19 protein-coding genes and 1 pseudogene are annotated in these 21,980 nt (G+C 37.2%); 18 read left to right on the plus strand and 2 right to left on the minus strand.

What is annotated here, in order from left to right:
• Nucleotides 1-987 precede the first annotated feature (987 nt).
• From KVY11_RS16155 to KVY11_RS16185, 7 genes are read left to right on the plus strand one after another with little or no spacing between them, the layout of a single operon-like run.
• Complete coding sequence (locus KVY11_RS16155) at nt 988-1,887, plus strand: YafY family protein (protein WP_218289521.1); 900 nt, start codon at nt 988-990, stop codon at nt 1,885-1,887.
• A gap of 59 nt (nt 1,888-1,946) precedes the next feature.
• On the plus strand, nt 1,947-2,837 hold the full coding sequence (locus KVY11_RS16160; RefSeq protein WP_218289522.1) for a dynamin family protein: 891 nt from the start codon (nt 1,947-1,949) through the stop codon (nt 2,835-2,837).
• A gap of 13 nt (nt 2,838-2,850) precedes the next feature.
• The gene (locus tag KVY11_RS16165) at nt 2,851-5,133 is read left to right on the plus strand and encodes a dynamin family protein (RefSeq protein WP_218289523.1); all 2,283 of its coding nucleotides are present in this window, start codon (nt 2,851-2,853) and stop codon (nt 5,131-5,133) included.
• Between the two features lies 1 nt (nt 5,134).
• Nucleotides 5,135-6,034: a hypothetical protein gene (locus KVY11_RS16170; RefSeq protein ID WP_218289524.1), complete on the plus strand. Its 900-nt coding sequence runs from the start codon at nt 5,135-5,137 to the stop codon at nt 6,032-6,034.
• A gap of 23 nt (nt 6,035-6,057) precedes the next feature.
• Nucleotides 6,058-9,207 (plus strand): helicase HerA domain-containing protein, encoded by a 3,150-nt coding sequence (locus tag KVY11_RS16175; protein ID WP_218289525.1) that lies wholly within the window; start codon nt 6,058-6,060, stop codon nt 9,205-9,207.
• 20 nt (nt 9,208-9,227) lie between these two features.
• Entirely contained in the window at nt 9,228-9,899 is a 672-nt protein-coding gene (locus tag KVY11_RS16710; RefSeq protein ID WP_218289526.1) for an HNH endonuclease, read from the plus strand.
• 11 nt (nt 9,900-9,910) lie between these two features.
• Nucleotides 9,911-10,297, plus strand: a complete 387-nt coding sequence (locus tag KVY11_RS16185; protein ID WP_218289527.1) for a hypothetical protein — start codon at nt 9,911-9,913, stop codon at nt 10,295-10,297.
• Between the two features lie 325 nt (nt 10,298-10,622).
• Here KVY11_RS16185 and KVY11_RS16190 read toward each other — a convergent pair.
• Nucleotides 10,623-11,353: pseudogene (locus KVY11_RS16190) on the minus strand (Fic family protein).
• Nucleotides 11,354-11,831: 478 nt separating this feature from the next.
• Complete coding sequence (locus KVY11_RS16195) at nt 11,832-12,650, minus strand: IclR family transcriptional regulator (RefSeq protein WP_218289528.1); 819 nt, start codon at nt 12,648-12,650, stop codon at nt 11,832-11,834.
• Between the two features lie 260 nt (nt 12,651-12,910).
• Here KVY11_RS16195 and KVY11_RS16200 point away from each other — a divergent pair, with 260 nt between their 5' ends.
• The 11 genes from KVY11_RS16200 to KVY11_RS16250 all read left to right on the plus strand — a co-directional run bounded on the left by KVY11_RS16200 (nt 12,911) and on the right by KVY11_RS16250 (nt 21,979).
• Entirely contained in the window at nt 12,911-13,216 is a 306-nt protein-coding gene (locus KVY11_RS16200) for a non-heme iron oxygenase ferredoxin subunit (RefSeq protein ID WP_087014179.1), read from the plus strand.
• A gap of 28 nt (nt 13,217-13,244) precedes the next feature.
• Entirely contained in the window at nt 13,245-13,544 is a 300-nt protein-coding gene (locus KVY11_RS16205; protein WP_218289529.1) for a recombinase-like helix-turn-helix domain-containing protein, read from the plus strand.
• 15 nt (nt 13,545-13,559) lie between these two features.
• Nucleotides 13,560-14,624, plus strand: coding sequence for an aromatic ring-hydroxylating dioxygenase subunit alpha (locus KVY11_RS16210; protein ID WP_218289530.1), 1,065 nt, complete (start codon nt 13,560-13,562; stop codon nt 14,622-14,624).
• On the plus strand, nt 14,617-15,381 hold the full coding sequence (locus KVY11_RS16215) for an SDR family oxidoreductase (RefSeq protein WP_218289531.1): 765 nt from the start codon (nt 14,617-14,619) through the stop codon (nt 15,379-15,381). Before KVY11_RS16210 ends, KVY11_RS16215 begins: the two co-directional genes overlap by 8 nt.
• A 10-nt stretch (nt 15,382-15,391) precedes the next feature.
• A complete protein-coding gene (locus tag KVY11_RS16220) occupies nt 15,392-16,321 on the plus strand; it encodes a VOC family protein (protein WP_218289532.1) in 930 nt (309 codons plus the stop codon).
• Nucleotides 16,322-16,346: 25 nt separating this feature from the next.
• Nucleotides 16,347-17,555: an NAD(P)/FAD-dependent oxidoreductase gene (locus KVY11_RS16225; protein ID WP_218289533.1), complete on the plus strand. Its 1,209-nt coding sequence runs from the start codon at nt 16,347-16,349 to the stop codon at nt 17,553-17,555.
• A gap of 40 nt (nt 17,556-17,595) precedes the next feature.
• Nucleotides 17,596-18,819, plus strand: coding sequence for an MFS transporter (locus KVY11_RS16230; protein WP_218289534.1), 1,224 nt, complete (start codon nt 17,596-17,598; stop codon nt 18,817-18,819).
• 166 nt (nt 18,820-18,985) lie between these two features.
• Entirely contained in the window at nt 18,986-19,507 is a 522-nt protein-coding gene (locus tag KVY11_RS16235; protein ID WP_218289535.1) for a cupin domain-containing protein, read from the plus strand.
• Between the two features lie 15 nt (nt 19,508-19,522).
• The gene (locus KVY11_RS16240; RefSeq protein ID WP_218289536.1) at nt 19,523-20,374 is read left to right on the plus strand and encodes an alpha/beta fold hydrolase; all 852 of its coding nucleotides are present in this window, start codon (nt 19,523-19,525) and stop codon (nt 20,372-20,374) included.
• Nucleotides 20,375-20,383: 9 nt separating this feature from the next.
• Complete coding sequence (locus KVY11_RS16245) at nt 20,384-21,178, plus strand: SDR family oxidoreductase (protein ID WP_218289537.1); 795 nt, start codon at nt 20,384-20,386, stop codon at nt 21,176-21,178.
• Nucleotides 21,179-21,187: 9 nt separating this feature from the next.
• Entirely contained in the window at nt 21,188-21,979 is a 792-nt protein-coding gene (locus KVY11_RS16250) for an aspartate dehydrogenase (RefSeq protein WP_218289538.1), read from the plus strand.
• Nucleotide 21,980: the final 1 nt, after the last annotated feature.

A 21,980-nucleotide genomic window follows, 5' to 3' on the forward strand; every position in this document is an offset into this window, starting at 1 on the left:
AACGCCATTTGCAACATTACTCGATGGAAAACGTATTTGGGCTGAAAAGAATTTAGCTCAAATTTAACCTGACAGTCTTAAGCAAATATCGGTAACTGTCAGATTAGGTTTGAACTAGTACACCTGATGGTTATGGATCGTTATCCAAAGGTTTGGGTTCTTCCTTGTATCTTTTTCCTATTTTGTATTGGTGTTATTGCTTGGCTCAATTATCAACTAGGTCATTATTTTGAGACACGTAGTGTGACTCAGATGACCCCTTTTCTGGATCAATTTATTGTGAATTTTTACTATAAGATTCGTGGGAAAATAGTGAATCGATATTTGATATTGGGGACGTTAGTGTTGTTTGCTATTGGATATCTGAAATATCGTAAAAAGATTTATTTCTAGATCAGAGAAATCTAGCCCAAGATTGTAAGCGTACTCTTGAGTGTCAAAAAATTGGTTGGGTAAAATACGGGTCAAAACTGAATAAAAATCTCAATAAGCTTTTGTCTTAATTTGCCATTTAGGGTGAGTTAAACTGCCACCATCATCTGTTTTAGTAGTTTGCCCAAGACAAAATGAAAATTTAAGAAATAAAATAATTTTTACAACTTATGACATGTCCTGTCATTTTTGTGTCTTATCTTCAATTTATTAGTCATTTTGATCAAAATTTTAAATTTACAAGGCAAATTGGAAGGACATTAGTATGACAATAAGCTCTGATCCATTTACCAATAAACATAGAAAGAAGGCTTTAAAGTGTATTTTTAGAGCTTTAATAGTGGGAAAAATAAAGTGGGCTGAATTAAAGAAGTTCTATTTAGCAATGTTGCATCTAGAACGTTATTTAGAAAGATTAAACATTATTTAAATTAAAATTAAAATAATGTTTTTTATGTGATTTAGTGTAAAATTTCGTTTGTTTAATGTGGTATATTTCAAACATATCGAAATTTTAAAAGTTCGATATATGTATTAAATAATTAGAGAAAATTTATGCAACGTGATGATTCTATTCATGAGCGTTTAGCCGACCGATTAGCCAATATTTTAACAAAGTTAAATATGGGGTATCAGTTAAGTATAAAAGAGCTAGCATCTGAATTTGGGGTAAGTACACGTACAATTTCGAGAGATTTTGATCGTCTTAACGCTTATTTACCGTTGTTACAGGATGATGAAAATAAAAAATTTTATCTAGATTCAAATTATTTGGGAAAAATTGCTCCAAAAGATATCCGTAATTTTGCTCAGCTTTCAGGAATTAGCCATTTGTATCCATCATTGGATATGTCTTTTCTACGTGAGATTTTAGATAGTCGTGCACATCAGATTTATAGTGCTAAAGGTTATTCTTTTGAAGATGCTAGCCAATTTATGGAACTATTCAAAGCACTTGGAAAGGCTATTCAAGAGCATAGACAAATTGGTTTTGTATATAAAGGAGAACCGAGACTAGTCCAGCCTTATCGCTTGATTCATCATCATGGTAGTTGGTATCTAGCCGCGGTAAGAAAAAATCAACTGCGTACTTATCGTATTTCACATATTCAGCTTACACATAATCCACATGAATATTCTCAATTTATACCAGATCAAAATATTGTAAGACTTGTGGAAGATGATGACAGTATCTGGTTTGGACAGGATAAACAGGAAATCATTTTATCTATTCAGGCTGATGTGGCATTTTATTTCAAGCAACGCAGTTTATTACCTGAACAGAAATTAATAAAAGAATTAAGTGATGGTAGTTTATTAGTTTCTAGTCAAATTAGTCATAAGATGCAAATTTTCCCATTAGTTAAGCATTGGATACCATATGTAAAAATTATGAATCCAGAAGGGCTGCAAGAGCAGTTAGAAAATGAATTAATAGGATATTTGAATAGTTGATCTATTGAAACTAAATATTTTTCATATTTGAAAGTATATTATTATTTTGTGAGGCTAACTTGATATCTAAAAAAGTAAATATTGCATATGCTGCAACTATGAGTGCCGGAAAGACAACATGTATCAATGCACTTATAGGCACGGAACTTTTACATGCTGCTAATGAGGCTACTACAGCTACAATTACAGAAGTACGTTTAAGTCAAAAAGAATTAATAAGGTGCTATGACGAGAATAAAAGAATAATTGAGGAAATAAGTTTTATTACACCACAAATAATAAAAGAATTAAATTGTAATGATAAAGTTAATGAAATATTAATCGAAGGTAATTTTGATTTTGATGAAAATTTTGTATTGATTGATACGCCAGGACCTAATAATAGTAGGGATGATAAACATTCTAGTCTGGCGTATGATTTTATTTTGGAATCTAATTTTGATTTTTTAGTGTATGTAATAAATTCAACGCAGCCTTTTATTAATGATGATGTTATTTATTTAAAATTTATTGAAAAAAATATAGAGCATAAAAAAATTATTTTTTTGGTTAATAAGTTGGATGAATTTGATGCGGAAAATGAATCAATAGATAGTTTTAAAGATAATTTGAAAGTTTATCTAACTGATATAGGTTTTGATGATCCAATTATTTTTGGAGTAAGTGCTTATAGGGCATTACTTGTAAAAAAATTAATATTTCAAGAAAAACTATCAAAAAAGGAAAAGCGGGAACTACTCCATTTTTTTGATCTAAATCATGATTATTTAGATTATAGTTTTATCAATTTTTCTGAAGAAATTATTGATGAAGTCGAGAGTAAAAATAGATTTGGATTTCTAGGGGAAGGTTTTGAGGATTATAAATATTTGAATGAAATATACTGTAAGACGGGTTTTCCATACTTTGAGTTTTATTTGAAAAATAAAACATATAATTTAGATAAATAGGGTGTAATGTAAATTGAATAATATTGTAATTGAGCATAATCCATTTAATATTGAGACAAATTTCTATGTAGATGGAAAAGAGTTAAATGGTACTAATATTTTAGCTAACTTCAAGCATAGACGTTTACAGTTGTGGGTAGATCAACTGCCGAAGGCTTTATATGAGTTCTTTAATCAAGATGTAGACGTTAAAATAAATTTCATTGGTTTAGAGTCTGATTATATTGATATTAAAGAAGAAATTGACAGAGCTAATTTTGAGTATGGCACTAATATTCTGTTAGCAGAATATCAACCAGTAGAGGGAGTAGATGCTCGTTTAGTAAAAGTTCAAGAAATGATTGGTAAGGCAAAGAAAAATCCAAAGTTTTTAAGTTACTTAGAGAATAACTCGAAAATCTCTTCTGCTTTAAATGAAGCATTTAATAATGATTTTGATGCATATGTTGTAGCGACTATGTCTTCTGGTAAGTCAACATTTATTAATGCAATGTTGGGTACAGATCTATTACCAGCAAGAAATGAAGCAACAACAGCAACTATAGCCAAAATTTTTGATACTAAATCTGAGGAATATAGTGGAATTAGATGTAGTAAAACTGGAGATATACTGGAAGAGAGTGGAAGTTTAAATAGTGATGTGTTGAATGAATGGAATGATCAAGAGGATACGCATACAATTAACATTGACGGTCCTATTTATGGTATGCAAAAAAGAGATAATGTTCGACTGGTATTAACAGATACTCCTGGACCAAATAATAGTCGAGATGAGTCTCATGCTCGACTAACTATGTCTTTTATTCAGGACTCTCAACGCAGTCCATTAATTTTATATATTTTAAATGCAACTCAATTAGGTATCAATGATGATAAGAATTTGTTGAGTTTGGTTGCTAAAGAAATTAAGAAAGGTGGTAAGCAAGCAAAAGATCGATTTATTTTTATTGTGAATAAATGTGATGAATTTGATTTAGAAAAAGAATCCTTAGAAAAAGCTTTAAATAATGTTAAAAATTATCTTTCCGAAAATGGAATTCAAGATCCACAAGTTTATCCTGTCTCTGCCTATGCAACTCGTTTAATGAGAAATGATGAAAATTTTTTAACAAGTCGAGAGCGACGTAAAAAAAATATTTATATTGATCAATTTTTAGAAGATGAATATAACTTAATTAAATATATGCCTTTGACTGCAAAAGTTCATTCTAGAGTTTCAAGTTTGAAATTATTAGAAAATGATGAATTAAATGTAGCTTTGAAAAATAGTGGTATTCCAGCTGTAGAAGTAATGATGGATGAGTATATTGAAAAATATAATTTACCTCATCGATTAAATCGAGCCAAAGAAGCATTAGATGAGGTGATTAAGCTGGCACTTAATGAAGAGGGAATTACTTTATCTTTAGTTCAAAATGAGGCTGAATTACAAAAAACGTTAGATGCAATTCATATTCTGGAGCAAAAGAGAAATCAGGGTTTTAAAACTGAGGTGTATAAAAAACAATTAATAGAGAAGAAGAATAAAATACCAAATGGAATACAGAAAAGAGTAAAGGAATTGAGGATTGATGTTTCAACAGCTCTTTTGAATGCAGGCAATAGCATGCGGGGAGAGGTAAATCTTGATCAGGCAAATATGATCCTAGAAAAGATTGAAAACAATCTCAGTTTTAAATTTAAAGAGGTTATTAATGAGTTAGATAACGAATATAGAGTGATGCAGAAAGATATTAGGGATGATCTAAATTTAGAGTATCAGAAATATGTATCTTCTATTTTTGAGGATGTTAAAGATTTAAAAATACCTGTATTAGCAGGACTAGAAGCAAAATTTAAAAATCTTGATATTAATGTTGCTAAGACATCAAGCAAAGAAATAAAGAGTAAGCGTGTTGTTATTGGTCAAAGAGAAGTTAAAGACTCTTCATGGTGGAATCCATTCTCATGGGGGAGAAAAAAATTAGTTGATATTACAGAGGAGCGAGAGTCTGTGGTATTAGATGAATTATGGAAAGCGAGAGTGGATGAATTACGTAAGCCGTTTGATCAACTACTTGACGATGGCATGCAACATATACAGCAGGGTGCAAATGAGATAGTTGATCTTTATGTTAAATTTATATCAGCTGAATTCGATAAACATTTTAATGCTGTAATTTCGGAATTGACAGGAAAGATAAAAGATAAAGATAAGCGATTAAATGCCATCCAATTAGCTCAGCAGGAATTAAAATGGATTGAAAATTTCCGCACACAATTAAATAGTACGCTTATGATTAAAGGTAATAATTAAAATGGAACAATTAACTAAAGTTGAGTTTTTAAGAATATTGGAAAATTCTAATGATCTTTCTGAACTGATAGAATTAAAAAAATACTCATTGGAATTTGATGATTTTAATGAGGCTTGGGGCGATATTATCGAGAATAACCATAGTTATGATCAAGATGACTTTAACCGAAGCCTAATTCAACTTGAGAATAATTTTTGTGAAGAACGATTGGAGAGATCTATTGAAATAAAGAAATTTTTAATTGAAATAGGTGCAGAAGGTTTTATACAGCAGAATGATGCAGAGAATATTCGAAAAGATCAGTCCTATTCAGAAGTGTCATATGAAAAGAATATTGGTGTAAATGAGATTCACTCTCAAGTTGATTTGTCTTCTCAAGATATCCCTGATTTTTTGGTTGAAGCCTTATCTGAAAATGATTTACACAGCTTAAAAGTATCTTTGCTTAATATATTATTAGATAACAGTAAAACTTTTAGTAATTTAATAAATTTAATAGATTTAGTTCATTCTAAGTGCCCTGAAATTTTTAAAGAATATATTGAGGATGAAATTAATGATCCTATAAATTTAGATTCGAATAGTTGGACTGTACGGTATTTTCATGAGCAAAATTTAGCCTTGGAAACCAATTTCGCAATAAAACGATATAAACATTTGCTTGATGTTCGCGAATTCTTACGAAAAAAGGGAGAAAGTGCTTTTCAATTTATTACTGCAACTAAAAAATCAGGACAATCAGGACAATCAGGACAATCAGGACAATCAGGACAATCAGGACAATCAGGACAATCAAAAAGTATATTTGATGAACTGTTAGATATTTTGTTAGACAGTCTAAGTACGCTCAAAGACGTTAGTTGTAGCCTTATTAAGAAAGTGAAAGCGAAGTTTAAATAATCGAAGAGTAGGAAGAATATAAAATGACAAATCAACTGATTAAATCGTCTGATTTTTTGATGAGTAATGATAGTCTTGAACGATCATTATATTCTGCTGAGTATATGATTAATAAAAGTTATTTACCTGATTTGGCAAAGATGTCAATTCTTCCTGCTTTTAATATAGAAAATATTAATTTTAGCGCCGAAGTAAGATTGTTTAAATTAGAGAGATTGGTGCAGAATAATAAGCAATCTGTATTAGAAAGCCTGACTGCAATTTATACAGCTTTAGGTAAATCTGGACATAGTCTGTTTTTTGTTCTTGAAAGTGATGGCCATACAACTCAGATATATTTAGGTATAAAAAGTAAAATTAATAGTTTTGAAGGTCACAGTGCGGGGGAGTTATTAAAAGCAACTTTTGAAGGACAGTTTTCTGGAAGTAGTTTAAGTGCTATTTCAAATACACGTCTTTCTGAAATTTTTCAAAATACAGTCAATTATGAAGAGAGCGATAGTGCAGGAGTTACCGCAGTTACTGCAATTCCATCTCTTTCAGTAGAAAACCGTGAAAACTTTATGCAAGGTATGGAGCGTTTTATTGATGCTGCAGAAGGAAAGGTTTATCAAGCAATTATTCTGGCGGAGGCTGTAGCAGAAGAGTTATTACAGACAATTAGTCGAGGCTATGAACAAATTTATACACAAATATCACCCTATGCGAAAAAGACTTTCAGTTATTCACAACAAGAGTCAGACAATGTTGCAGAAACTTTAAGTACCGGAATTACTGAAACTTTAGCACAAAGTGTTGGACTAACTGAAACAAGAGGGCAAAGCACTGCAACAGGCACGAATGAAAGTAAGCAGACAGGTTCTTCTAACAATAAAGGTATATCTATTGCGCCTATTGGGCTAGGCGGGAACATTGGAGGTGGATATTCATCTTCTGAAACTAAAGGGAATAACTACACAGAATCTGAAAATACATCTGAAACTAATAATAAGACACAAACTTCTTCTAATGCACGCATGCAAAACTCAAGCACTACAAATGGTAAGACAATAGGTACGAGTGAGCAGAATACGATTGAATTTCAGAATAAATGTGTTCAACAAATGCTTAAAAAAGTTGACCAAAACTTAGAAAGACTTGATGAAATACAGTCTTTTGGCGGATGGAATTTTGCAGCCTATTTCATTGGAGATACACCAACTGTTTCACACGCATTAGGTAGTATTTATTATGGACTAATGAAAGGTGACGAATCAGCCTGTGAAGCATCTACAATTACAACATGGAGTCATACAAACAAGTCTTTGATTTTAAAGTATCTAAAAAATTTACAGCATCCTCAATTAAAACCACTTGCTGGATTAGATGTAAAAGTCTCTTTTATTACACCAACAACATTACTATCAACAAAAGAGATAGCATTGACGTTAAATTTACCCCAACACTCTACTTCTAGTGTGAGTGTGGTGGAAACTGTGCCATTTGGACGCTCAATACAGTATTTAAATAATGTAAAACATGAAGTTGATAATGGTATTGAACTAGGTGTTTTACGTCATCTATGGAAAGATTTTGATCAAAAAATAATTTTAGATAATAAGCAACTAACGCAACATACTTTAGTCTGTGGGTCGACCGGTTCTGGAAAAAGTAATACTTTATATACTATTTTAAGTAAACTTCGCCAACAAAAAATTCCATTTTTGGTTATTGAACCTGTGAAAGGTGAATATAAACATGTTTTTGGAAACTACGTGGATGTTTCAGTGTATGGTACTAATCCTAAACAGGCCCATTTATTAAAATTAAATCCTTTTAGTTTTCCTAATGAAATACATGTTTTAGAGCATGTTGATCGTTTGATTGAAATATTTAATGTATGTTGGCCAATGTATGCTGCTATGCCTGTCATCTTAAAAAAATCTATTTTACAAGCATATGAAAAAGTCGGTTGGGATTTGGATATTTCTGAGAATATTCAGGAAGGTGTTATATTTCCTAGCTTTGCAGACGTTGCAATTTCTTTAAAAGAGATTATTCAAAACTCAGCATATTCTGAAGAGTTAAAAGGTAATTATATTGGTTCGTTAGAAACCAGAATTATGTCATTAACAGATGGCCTTAATGCACAATTGTTCAGCCAAAATGAGCTTAGTAATTCAATATTGTTTGATGAAAATGTGATTGTAGACTTGAGTCGAGTTGCATCATCTGAAACCAAGTCCTTGATTATGGGAGTCTTGGTGATGAAGTTAAATGAATATAGAACAAGTCAACGATTAGAAATGAATTCTGACTTAAGACATGTTGCTATCTTAGAGGAAGCCCATCATTTATTAAAGAGAACGAATACTAGTCAATCTATGGAATCAAGTAATTTAGTTGGTAAATCTGTAGAAATGCTAAGTGAGTCGATCGCTGAAATGCGTACTTATGGGCAAGGCTTTATTATTGTGGATCAATCACCAAATGCACTTGATATTTCGGCTATACGAAATACAAACACAAAAATTATTTTAAGATTACCTGAAGAGCAAGATAGGCAAGTTGTTGGTCGTTCTGTTGCCTTGAAAGATGAGCAATTAGAAGAAATTTCAAAATTGCCACAAGGGGTTGCGATTGTGCATCAAAGTAATTGGTTAGAGCCAATATTATGTAAGATTAATTTTTTTGCGCAGGATCATCAAAAGTTTCATTTTGAACAAAATACTGTAGACATAGTAAAAGTGAAAGATGTCCAGCAAGAAGTTGTTTCTTTTCTACTTCATGTAGGTAGTCGCTTACCTGATGATTACATTTATCAAAATATTGATTTTTTGAATAAAAATCTAGGTCTTATTCCTGATACGATGACTCGTATAGAGATTAATCAATTAATACAGGATTATAAAGATAAGAATATTAAACTTGATGCAATAAAAGATTTTAATAAAGTTAGTCAACTTATTGTCAAAACATTAAATCTAGAGGATAGATTAGAGCCACTTTTGAAAAAATCACTTGATGTAGTGGATTTTGATAATCAGTTGAATCTATATGTTTTGAATCAAGATAATCTTTTACAATTAGAACTTAAACAGGCTTGTTTAAAGTATTTAACAAGTATAGATAATGGGTATCTAAAAGCATATAAGGTATGGTCTGACCATCACCAAAATAATGCTGTATTATAAATATAATTAGGGGGAATATTGTGGAATTTTCAGCAATAACAAATGTATTAAAATCATTTTCGGAAGTTAGCGGAGTTGAAGTAAAAGATGAATGGTATAAAAGTTCTCCTTTTGTTGAAAAAGCAGAAAAATATGACATAACCATGTTAGATCAACCTATTTTCAAAACCTTTGATTTGAATCAAGTAAATGATTTCGAACAAACTAGTCAAACATTTCAAAAAAGTTTTGTACCTCGTGAATATGATGAAAATGGTAATTCAAATGGTTCATGGACGGGTGAATCTGGGAACTCTACCTGGGAACCAAATAAAGAAAAAATTCCTGATCCAATGAATGGAAAAAATGGCAATCCAGATGGATTAACTTGGGAAAATATTTTAGATAAATATGAAATTGATGGAATAACATTTAGGGATGGAGAGCCCGATTTTAGTGAAGTAATGAAAGATCAAGTTGAAATCGGTGATTTTACCACTGATAGGCGTATAAATTTCAACCAAGCTGATGTTGCTTTGGCTGAAAAATGGGATATGTCGCCAAGAGAAGTCGCGGATTGGCGAAAAGAAAATAATTATACTTGGCATGAATGTAAAGACTGTAAAACAATGCAATTAGTTCCATGTGAGGTGCATAATAATATTCCTCATGAAGGAGGAATTGCTGTAAAAAAACGTGAATTGAATAATTAAGGTGTATTTAAATGAAAATCTTAGAAACAGAAATTGGGACATTAGAATTTAATTATGGTTGGACTAAACCAATTAGTATAGATATTGATTTTCAATCTTTTGAAATTAATTTAGTGTTTGAAGCATTCGATGGAGAGTTGGTTTCTGATCAACAATTGAATAATTATAAGTTATTTAAACAGGAGCAGAGTAAGTATGAAGGGAGTGTTTTAAGACTAATAAATGAGTATATATTAAAAGAATCTATTCAAGATAAAAAATTTACTCCAACAAGTTTAGTCTTTAAAAGAGATGGTAGTTTTGGATTGCTTTGTGATTGTGACTGGGATATTGATCAAGGGGTTGTTGTTATTTTATCCCCAAATGAGATGGTTAAAAATCAAGATTACTTTCTTTAGATTTTAAATTAATTAGAATTGAAAGATTTATTGGTTTCTCCAAAATGTGCTGTTTCATCTTGATTTTAAATAATAAGAGAAATGACACATTTTGGAGATATTCTGAGGTTAATTTTTAATTAGGGGGTTTGTGAAAATATTAATTTAAAATGTTGTTATTTTTTATTAAGTTGTAGGGGGTATTTAAAATATAAGGTTAAAAGTCTATATCTGGAGGGAATTTAATACTATCCATTTATTGTAGGTTAAAAGATTATATTTCAGCTTCTTTTGAATATGGGACTAATACATATAAAAATTATGGAACTAAGATAGTAACTTAGAATCAAATACCTAGAACAATCTGATAAGGCTTAAAGCCTTCTAACACGGCTTTAGTGACTAATCTGATGAAAGTATCAGTTTTTCCGTAAACCATCCATTGATCCAATGCTTGATAGTAAGCTAAACGATTCTCTACAGTAATCACGCATGGTGGATAACCAGCTTTTATTAGTTCTAAGTTCATTAGTAGACGTGATGCATGCCCAACACCATCAATAAAGGGATGAATACCAACGAAATCAGCATGTACTTTGGCTGCACGTTCAATGGAGTGAAATGTATGGGTTGCGCTATTATACCAATCAACTAGCTGAGCCATCTTGTCATTTAACAGAGTGTAATCAGGTAGCATAGTTGTAGCACCAGAGATTAAAACATTTTGCTGGCGATATCGACCTGCATTGTCATCGTCAATATTTTTTAAAATAAGTTGATGGATATTACGAATTTGCCATTCAGAAAATGGTTCTTCTTTTCTAATAATGTCTTCAACGTAATAAATGGCATTTCTATGGTTAATTGCCTCGAAGTGCTCTCTTAATGCCTTTCCTCCGACAGTTATACCTTCTAGCACAACTTTGGTTTCTAATAGAGTAAGTGTATTCCCTTCAATAGCATTGGAATGGTAAGTCCATCTAACAATAAGATCTTCTTGTAAGTTTTGACAATAGAAGAGGAAAGAGGGCGATGTTGATCCAATTTAGCTTTCAAATCATCAATAATTTCAAACATTACCTCTATCCTAGAGTTCTCATTTATAAATAATAATACATTAAAAACAACTTGCAATATATGAGATGTTATAATATTTCAAATACTATCAAATTTAAATGTGATAGATATGGGTAAATCAATTACTAGGTTTTTTCTAAGCCTTAAGTTTGAGAAATATCAACGAAAATTTAGTGGGTCAAAATTGGGTCAATGAGTTTTTTATTCAATAAAATAGCTTTAAAGTGAGTTGGTTGAGATTTAAGTTCAATTGAAGCCATTTCTGCTTAGAGTGTTGCACCGGAAAATGAAGTGATAGTGATCAATTAAGATCTGATCATAAGACTAGAGTTAAGAACATAGAACATGGGTGTACTGATGTTATTATATTTATTTAATATGTGAAATTTCATGTATGGAAAGGCAATTATGTATTTCATAAAGCACATGAATAAAAAAGCCATTTGAAGATGGCTTTTTAAGCATCAGAAGTGATGGATTATGTATAAACAAACTTAGAGATCTGCCCTGCATAGTCCACTACACTTTCAGCAATCTCTCCACAAAACTCTTGTTCAGTATAGGTGCTGAGAGGGCAACTGACAGAAAGTACAGCTGAAACTTTTTGGTTGGATTGACTATAAATCGGTGCAGCACATGCAGCCATATCTGTATTGAAATGTCCCCAGCTCACCATGAATGGTTGATTACGCACTTCACGCAGTCGCTCTAATAGAGCTTCAATATTATGCGGTGTACGTTCCGAAAATATTTTCCAGTCATGCATATTTTCATAACGTTGAATGACTTCAGCTTCCGACAGTTGCGATAAAATTAATTGGCCAATAACAGTGGCATGGGCAGGCCAGCGCGTGCCGATATGCACCGTACTGGTAAATGGACCATTAGATTGGACATTGCTAACAAAAACAATATCTGTACCTTCTAAGACAGATAAATGCACAGCAATTTTAATCCGGTCACGCAGTTCACGCATGATTGGCGCTGCTAAATCGGTAAGTGATGATTTAGATAGGCTATTGAAGCCCAGTTCCATTACATTACTGTTGAGTGCATAAGTTTTTTGCGACATTTTTCGAAGGTAGCCGCAGTGCTCCAAGGTGTGAATCAAACGAAAAGCACTGGAGCGGTTTACGTCAATTTTTTCCGCGATTTCAGAAATGGTCATTTCCTGATGGCGCTGATCGAATAATTTTAAAATTGCTAAACCACGAATTAAGCCCGGGACTAAATAGCGCTCATCATTGGAAGATTCGGTTTCTTTCTCTAAAGAGGCATCGTTATTAATTGAATTCATTTGCCAAGCTCATCTTTGATTAAGTTTATATAAAAATGAATAACCTATTTGGCTATTTTAGCGATCTAGAAATCAGATCGCAATATTTATATATAAAACATTTATTTGTAAATAAAACATTGCAAAATGTGTTTTTTAACTATCTTAATGAAAAATATAAATTTATAAAAATTGACAATTAAATTGCTCAAGCATTATTCTATTCTAAATGTTTTAAATATTAAATATTGTTTTGCATGCAAAACATGGAAGATGAGCATATGAACTGGATATCTGTTTGCAAAGTGAATGAAGTCGCTGATGAAGAGCCAAAAGCGGTTGAAGTCGAAGACAAAAAGATCGGTGTATTTCTTATCGAAGAAAATTATTTCGCGATCGAAAACGTGTGCCCGCATGCATTCGCGCTATTAACGGAAGGCTTTATTGAAGGGCTTACAGTTGAATGCCCGCTGCATGAAGCAATTTTCAACTTGGAAACAGGTGCTTTGGAAAGTGGTCCTGGATGCAGAGATTTATGTACTTACCCAGTACGTGTTGAAAACGGTGAAGTTCAAATTCAACTCTAAGGATGAAGGAAGAAAAGGAAATATTCACATGAAAGCATTTAACGAAAAGCTAGCTAAATGGATTAACGCAACGCCTTCGAATGACGCAGGCATTAACAATATTCAAATTCCGGGTCAGGTTGAACATCTGGTTTGGCAAAACCGCAGCCGCGCGCCGAGCCAATACGAATTGGATTTTGTGCAGCATTTAATTCATGCCTTCAATAACGATGTGACAGAACTGGATGCATTAACGGATGCACTAAACCAGCAAGGGTTTAGAACAGTGGCAGGAGAGGTTTGGACCACTGAGAGCTTCTCGAAAGAGATGCAGCGTCTAGGCTATTAAGAAAAGGATTTCATCATGACTGCAGAAATTAATTTAGAACAATATTTAGATCTCGGCCTGCGTGATCAATGGTATCCAGTATTGGCAAGCTGGGAAGTGGGCTCAAATCCTGTTGGTATCACCCGCTTAGGCGAAAATATTGTGGTTTGGCGCGATGAGCAAGGCGTTGTTCATGCACTGGAAGACCGCTGTCCGCACCGCGGCGCACGTTTATCTTTGGGCTGGAATCTCGGTAACCGCGTTGCTTGCTGGTATCACGGTGTAGAAGTTCGTCATGACGGCGTGGTTGAAGATGTGCCAGCGGTACATGACTGCCCGCTTAAAGGCAGCGACTGCGTAAAATCATATCAAGTAAAAGAAATGAATGATGCGATCTTCATTTGGTTTGGTCTTGATGCTGCTGAAACGCCTGCAGAGCTTAAATTGCCCGACCAGCTGTCAAGCGATGAGTGGAGCTCATTCCTATGCATGGCGGATTGGAAAGTGAATCATCAATATGCCATTGATAATGTAATGGACCCGATGCACGGTACGTATCTGCATTGCACATCGCATTCTATGGCGGAAGGTGAACGTACTGCGGAAATGAAGCACCGCGTTACCCAAGATGGTTTTGTCTTTGAAAAAGAAGGTCAAACTGGTGTGAACTTTGACTGGGTTGAATATGGTCAAACGGGTGCGGCATGGCTGCGTTTATCGATTCCTTACCGTAAAACTTTTGGTCCGGGCGGGGAGTTTTGGATTGTCGGTTTTGCAACACCGATTGATGCTGAAAATACCCGCGTATTCTTCTGGCGCTGCCGTAAAGTATCAGGCTGGCAGCGTAATGTTTGGCGTTTCTTGTACCGCAACCATCTTGAGCAATTGCACTGGGATGTACTGGAACAAGACCGTATTATCTTAGAAAACATGGCGCCAAATGCACGTCAGCACGAATTCCTTTATCAGCACGATGTAGGCTTATCTCGCTTACGTCGCCTAATGAAAAAAGAAGCTGAAAAGCAAATCAAAAAAATCTTAGTGCTGCGTGAAGTGAAAGATGAAAACCGCATAGAAATGAAGGAAGCGTCTAATGGCTAATATGCAGATTTTAGCCGACAAGCGCATCTTGGTCACTGGCGCTGCACGCGGCTTAGGACTTGATTTCGCGAAAGCCGCTGTTGAGGCAGGCGCGGCAGTGGTGATGGCCGATATCTTGGCTGATCAAGTGCATGATGAAGCGCAAAGCTTGGCGAAAAATGGCTTAAAAGTGTCATCAGTCATGATTGATTTGAGTGATAAAAATTCGATTCAAAATGCCGTGCAAATTGCCGTGGGTGTTTTAGGTGGATTGGATGGCCTAATCAACTGCGCAGCCTTAGCAACAGGGGTAGGCGGTGTCGACATGATGGGCTATGACGAAGCGCTTTGGGACCGTGTGATGACTGTAAATGTCAAAGGCACATGGCTGGTTTCTCAAGCATGCGTACCGCATTTAAAGGCTTCAGGTCAGGGCAAAATTATCAACATTGCTTCAGATACAGCACTTTGGGGCGCACCAAAGCTGATGGCTTATGTTGCTAGCAAGGGCGCAATTATTTCCATGACCCGTTCAATGGCTAGTGAATTAGGCGCAGACAATATCTGTGTAAATACCATCAGTCCAGGCTTAACGCTGGTTGAAGCCACTGAATATGTCCCGCAAGCGCGCCACGATTTATATGTCAATGGAAGAGCAATACAGCGTCAACAGCTTCCGCAGGATGTGAACGGCACAGCGATTTATCTGCTTTCAGATTTATCTTCTTTTGTGACTGGACAGAATATTCCTGTGAATGGTGGTTTCGTATTCAATTAAGGAGCAAGACATGATTACGGGAATTGAAGTCCTTAAATTTGGTGTCGAAAACCGCCAAGAGGCAAATACATTTTTAGCTGATTTTGGCTTGAAGTCTGTGGCTACAGATACTGACGCAACTGATTTATACCAAACGCAAAATGGCAGCAAACTCTATCTGTTTGATATAGCCGATGCTCGTTTACCGCCAGCCATTGAAGCAGGCTCAACACTGCGTGAAGTGACTTGGGGGGTTGAAAATGATCAAGATCTTGAAAATTTAAAAGTAAATTTAGCCAATGAGCCGGGTTTTGCAAGTTCAGCATTGCATGTGCAGTGCCGTGATCCAAACGGCATGACCATTGTATTTGAAAAAAGCATTACGCATGAGCTTCCTGCAGCAAAAACTGAAGGCATCAACCAATTTGGCAATATTCAGCGTGTGAACGCAGCCAGCCCCGTGTATGAAAAAGCTGAGCCTGTCGATATTGGCCATGTGGTGTTTTTCACGCCAGATTTGGAAGCTACGCAAGCGTTTTATATTGAAAAAATTGGCTTTCATTTGTCAGATGCTTACCGTAAGCGCGGTGCATTTTTACGTTGCCGCGGTGAAGGTTTCCATCATGACTTGTTCCTGCTGTCGATTCCGAATAAACCGGCAGGCTTGAACCACGTTGCCTTTGTGGTTCGTGATATTCATGAAGTGATTGGCGGCGGTTTAAGCATGAACCGCCAAGATTGGTCGACCTTTATTGGTCCGGGCCGTCACCCAATTTCATCCGCTTATTTTTGGTATGTGAATTCTCCATTGGGCGGTGCGTTTGAATACTACACTAATGATGACTACCTGACAGAAGCATGGCAGCCGCGTGAAGAAGAACACAGCTTGGAATTATTTACCGAATGGGCAATTGAGGGTGGTTTGGATCATGAAACCCGCCGTCAAGTAAAGCCTGCCTAAGGTAAGTGGCGATAAGGAGATCAGCATGAACAGAATAGTGATTGTCGGTGCAGGCCAAGCCGCAGGATGGGCAGTACATACCCTACGCGGCCAAGGCTTTGGCGGTGAAATTCACGTGGTTTCAAATGAAGAGCAGGTGTTCTATGAACGTCCGCCTTTGTCAAAGCAAGTGCTGTCACAGGAAGCGGAAGTAGAAAGCTTGAATTTATTTTCTACCGATCAGGTGAATGATTTTTCAGTCACTTGGCACAAGCCAGATTATGCCGTCAAACTGGATAAAGCGGATAAAACCGTGCATTTAGAAAGCGGCAAAGTTTTGCCTTATGACAAATTGCTGATTGCTACGGGCAGCCGAGCGCGTATTCCTGTTTCAGCTTGGTCGAGCATGCGCAATGTTTACACCATGCGTGATATTCAAGACTGCCAAAAGCTGACAGAAAAATTTAAATCTGCTGAACATATTGCTGTGATTGGCGGCGGCTGGATTGGTCTTGAAATTGCTGCGACTGCGCGTAAGCAGGGCAAGCAGGTCGAAATTTTTGAATACGGTTCACGCCTTTGCGCACGCAGTGTCAGTCCCGAAGTTTCTGATTTTCTCAAGCACTTGCATGAAAGCAATGGTACAGCGATTCATTTAAATGCGACTAAATTACATTTAATTGAAATGGCAGATCATCATGTTGAAGTGTTTGATGCAGACATTAAATTAAAACAGTTTGATTGTGTGGTGGTCGGCGCGGGTGCAGAAATTGCAAAAGAATTGGCTGCACTGGCAGAGTTGAAAGTTAAAGACGGCATTGTGGTGAATGAATATGGACAAACCTCAGATGCAGACATCTATGCAGCGGGCGATGTGGCGATTCATCCATCACTCGGTTACTGCATTCAGTCTTGGGCGAATGCGCACAATCAAGCCATTTCTGCTGCAAAATCAATGTTGGGTGAGATGACGGCCTATCAGGATATTCCTTGGTTATGGTCAGATCAGTATCAATGCAACATTCAGATTTTAGGAACCTATCAACCTGAAAAAACCGATCAGGTGGTGATTCGCAAAACTGCAGAGACTCAAGTCAGCTTTTTCTATTTAGATGCAAATCAACAGCTGCTCAATATGATTGCGGTGAATGATTCAAAATTAATCAAACTGGCAAAACGATGGATGGCCAGCCAGCGTGAATTGGATCCAGCTCAATTGCAAGATCCAGACTTTAATTTAATGAAATTGAAGTAAGCGCTTAAAAATATCAGCCCATGAATGAAAGGATTTACCCATGGATAATGATGCAAAAACAGGATTAAAGCATTGGACCCCAGCGATCATTTTAATGATCTGCGTGGTACTGGCTTTCTTTGACAAAATCAGTATTGCTGTCTTGTTTTCAGATGCTACCTTCCAAAATGCGATGGGCATTGCACAGGATAAGGCAAAACTAGGCTGGCTGATGACGAGCTTCTTGTTGGCATACGGATTTTCATCAATGTTCCTGAGCTTTTTAGGCGATATTTTCTGTCCTAAAAAAATGCTGTTTTGGAGTGTGACGTCTTGGGGCCTATTGATGTTTTTAATGGGTTTCACCACAGATTATTCCACAATGATGACGCTGCGCGTTCTGCTCGGTTTGGCTGAAGGTCCATTGTTTGCTTTGGCTTATACCATTGTGAAACAAACCTATACCGACCGCCAGCAAGCGCGTGCTTCGACCATGTTCCTGCTAGGGACTCCAATTGGCGCATTCCTAGGCTTCCCGATTACTGCATTTGTTTTGGCGCACTATGACTGGCACACCACTTTCTTTGTCATGGGTGCCATGACCTTCATCGTGCTGATACTGATTATGTATGGCCTGCGTAATTTAAAACTGAAACGTACCGTGGATTTGGAAGGCGTAGGCAAACGCGTGAATTTCAAGACGCATTTGAGCAATACCAAAACCTTGCTGGGCAATGGTTCTTTTTGGCTACTGTGCATTTTCAATATCGCTTTGATGACCTATTTATGGGGTCTAAACAGCTGGGTGCCGTCTTATCTGATTCAAGATAAAGGCTTCAACTTAAAAGAGTTTGGTATTTATTCAAGCCTGCCATTCATTGCCATGCTGATTGGTGAAGTGGCTGGTGCATTCCTTTCAGACAAATTAGGTAAACGTGCGATTCAGGTCAGCAGCGGTTTACTGATAGCAGGCATCTTCATGTATGTGATGGTGATTGCGGAAGATCCAATGCTGGTGATTTTAGCAATGTCTTTAAGTGCAATGGCATGGGGCTTTGGTGTAGCGGCAGTGTTTGCGCTGTTGGCACGCATTACTTCAGCAGATGTTGGTGCAACAGCAGGCGGTATTTTCAATGGTCTTGGTAATTTTGCCAGTGCAGCAGCACCTGTGGTGATTGGTGCAATTGTGATGCAAACCGGCAGTTTCAATATTGGCATTACCTTCTTGGCAGCAGTCGCCGTGATCGGTTCCTTCTTCCTGGCGCCATTGCTGAAACGTTATTAAGGCTTGAGCTAAAGTTAAAGCCAAGTAGTTAAGCCCAAACTTTTATTTAACCGATACACATGACTGAAAAACGCTTGAAGAAACAGGCGCTGACGGTAAGAACAATTTAGATCAGATCCAGCTCCACTTTTATGAAATGGCAGTGAGCTGAAATAAGGAGAGAATCATGTCTGTACAGCAATTTGAATCTTGGAAACAGCCTCAAGGTCAAACATTAGACGACTGGATTAGCGGACGCATCGCGCGCTTTGAAACCCGTCAATACGATTATGATGCACTCAAGTTCCAAGCGGATTACGACCCGAAATACCGCCGTGCGCAAATGCGTTATATGGGGACAGGCGCAACAGGCGTAGCAAACGATGGAAATACAGTTCCTGCAGAAAATTTTACTTTTTCAACTATGGTCTTGCCTCCGCAATGTGAAGGCCCGCTGCATATCCATCACGATGTCGAAGAAGTGTTCTTTATGCTGCGCGGTGAAATTGACTTATTCATTGAACATGAAGGCGAGAAGTTTTCAACCCGCTTGAAAGAACGTGACTTGATTTCAATTCCACCGGGTATCTACCGCGGCTTATTCAACCCAGGTACCGAAGATGCCCTGATGTGCGTGATGCTGGGTACAGGTAAGCCGACGATTCCGAACTATCCGCCTGAGCATCCATTGTCTCAGATCAAGCGTTAATTTTAAGGAAATGACATGATGACTTTAGTTGAGCAATTGACACAGTTTGAATTAAAAACCGTTCATTTGGATGGTGTACAGCAATCTTACCGCGAAGCAGGGACAGGCAAAGTTCTGGTATTGCTGCATGGCATCAGTTCGGGTTCAGGTTCATGGGTCAAGCAGTTGCAAGATTTGAGTCATCACTTTCATGTGATTGCATGGGATGCACCGGGCTATGGTCAGTCTGATCCTTTAGCCGCAGAACATCCCAATGCAGAAGATTATGCACAGCGCTTAAAAGACATGTTTGATGCATTAGGCCTGAACTTAGGATCAGGTCAAGATCAAAATAAAATCATTTTGGTTGGTCATTCTTTAGGTGCAATGCAGGCTGCGGCCTTTAATGCACGCTATCCAGACATGGTAGAAGCAGTAGTGCTTGCCAATGCGGCGCAGGGCTACAAAGGCAGTGATAAGCAAAAGCAGCAGGATGTATTTGAAAAGCGTCCAAAAATGCTGCAGACCCTAGGTGCTTCAGGCATGGCGCAGTCACGTGGGCCGCATTTGGTCGCAAATGCTTCTGCAGAGGCGCTGGCGCTGATTGAAGCGGTCATGCAAAACATTCAATTAGAAGGTTTTACTGATGCATCGTATTTGCTGGCTTATGACGCGATTCAAAGCTATTTAAGCCCAGAACAGCATAATGTCCATGTGATTAAAGGCATGGCGGATAGCATAACGCCTCCACAGGATATTCAAGAATTGGCGGATCAGTTTCAGCTGAATCCTTGCTACGAAATTGCCGCTGCAGGCCATTTAAGTTATTTGGACCAAGCAGCGCAATTCAATCAAATTTTATTGTCGCTACATGACGCACGAATGTGAGATGGGAAAATGAGCTTCCAATTAGAAGGCAAAAAAGCAGTGGTGACCGGCGGCTCGTCTGGCATTGGGCTGGCAACGGTAGAGCTATTAGTTGCAGAAGGTGCGCATGTGGCATGGTGCGGCCGTGATGAACAGCGTTTACATGATTCAAAAATGCTGATTTTATCTCGCTATCCAAGTGCTAAAATTTTCACAACGACCTGCAACGTTTTAGACAAAGCAGATGTCAAAAAATTTGCAGACCAAGTGCAAAACGAATTTGGCGGTGTGGACATTTTAATTAATAACGCAGGTCAAGGTCGGGTTTCAAATTTTGAAAATACAGCTGATGAAGATTGGCTGAAAGAAGTTGAATTGAAATATTTCAGTGTGCTGCATCCTATCCGCGCATTCTTGCCTACGCTGCAGCAGTCAGATTGCGCATCGATCACCAATGTCAATTCTTTGCTGGCGCTGCAACCTGAGCCGCACATGATTGCGACCTCTTCTGCACGTGCGGCTTTGCTGAACTTAACTCATTCATTGGCGCACGAATTTTCTCAATACAGCATCCGCGTGAACTCAATTTTATTGGGCATGGTGGAATCTGCACAGTGGAAACGCCGTTTTGCAGCCCGTTCGGATCAAAATCAAACTTGGGAAGAATGGATTGGCAATATTGCCAAAAAACGCGGCATTCCAATGGCGCGATTGGGTAAACCTGAAGAACCAGCTCGTGCATTGGTGTTCTTAGCATCTCCGATGGCGTCGTATACCACAGGTTCAGCAATAGATGTCTCTGGCGGCTTTAACAAGCATTTATAAGGTGGGTATATGAAACAGCTGATGATGATTGGTTTTGGTGCAATGGCCAATGAGGTTCGCAGCCATTTGCCCAAAGACCTTGAATTGAAATGGGTGGTCGTACCAGAGCGCAGTATTGCAAGTGTGCAGGAAGCACTTGCAGCAGATGTGCAAGTCATTTCCGACATTGATGACTGCGATGGCACACCAGACTATGTGATTGAAGTTGCAGGTCAAGCTGCGGTGAAAGAACATGCCGCGAAAGTTTTAGCTAAAGGCTGGAATATTGGCCTGATTTCAGTGGGTACTTTGGCAGATAGCGTATTTTTTGCGCAACTGCAAAATACTGCAGAACAGTCGGGTGCCCATATTCATTTGCTGGCTGGCGCGATTGCAGGGATTGATGGAATTTCGGCTGCCAAAGAAGGCGGTTTGGAAAAAGTCACTTATAAAGGCTGCAAAAGTCCAAATAGCTGGCGCGGAAGCTATGCAGAAAAATTGATTGATTTAGACCACGTGACAGAACCAACGGTTTTTTATACCGGTACTGCACGTGAAGCCGCTTTGAACTTTCCAGCCAATGCAAATGTGGCTGCAACTATTGGACTGGCAGGCATTGGCATGGATGAAACCATGGTTGAGTTGACGGTAGATCCGAATATTAGTCAAAACAAACACACCATTATTGCCGAAGGGCGTTTTGGTCAAATGAGTATTGAAATGATTGGTGTGCCTTTGGAAAGTAATCCAAAAACATCAACATTGGCAGCACTGAGTGTGATCCGTGCATGCCGCAATAGCGTAGATGCGATTCAGATTTAAA

It is taken from the genome of Acinetobacter sp. CWB-G5, from assembly GCF_019209785.1.
Lineage (GTDB): Bacteria > Pseudomonadota > Gammaproteobacteria > Pseudomonadales > Moraxellaceae > Acinetobacter > Acinetobacter johnsonii.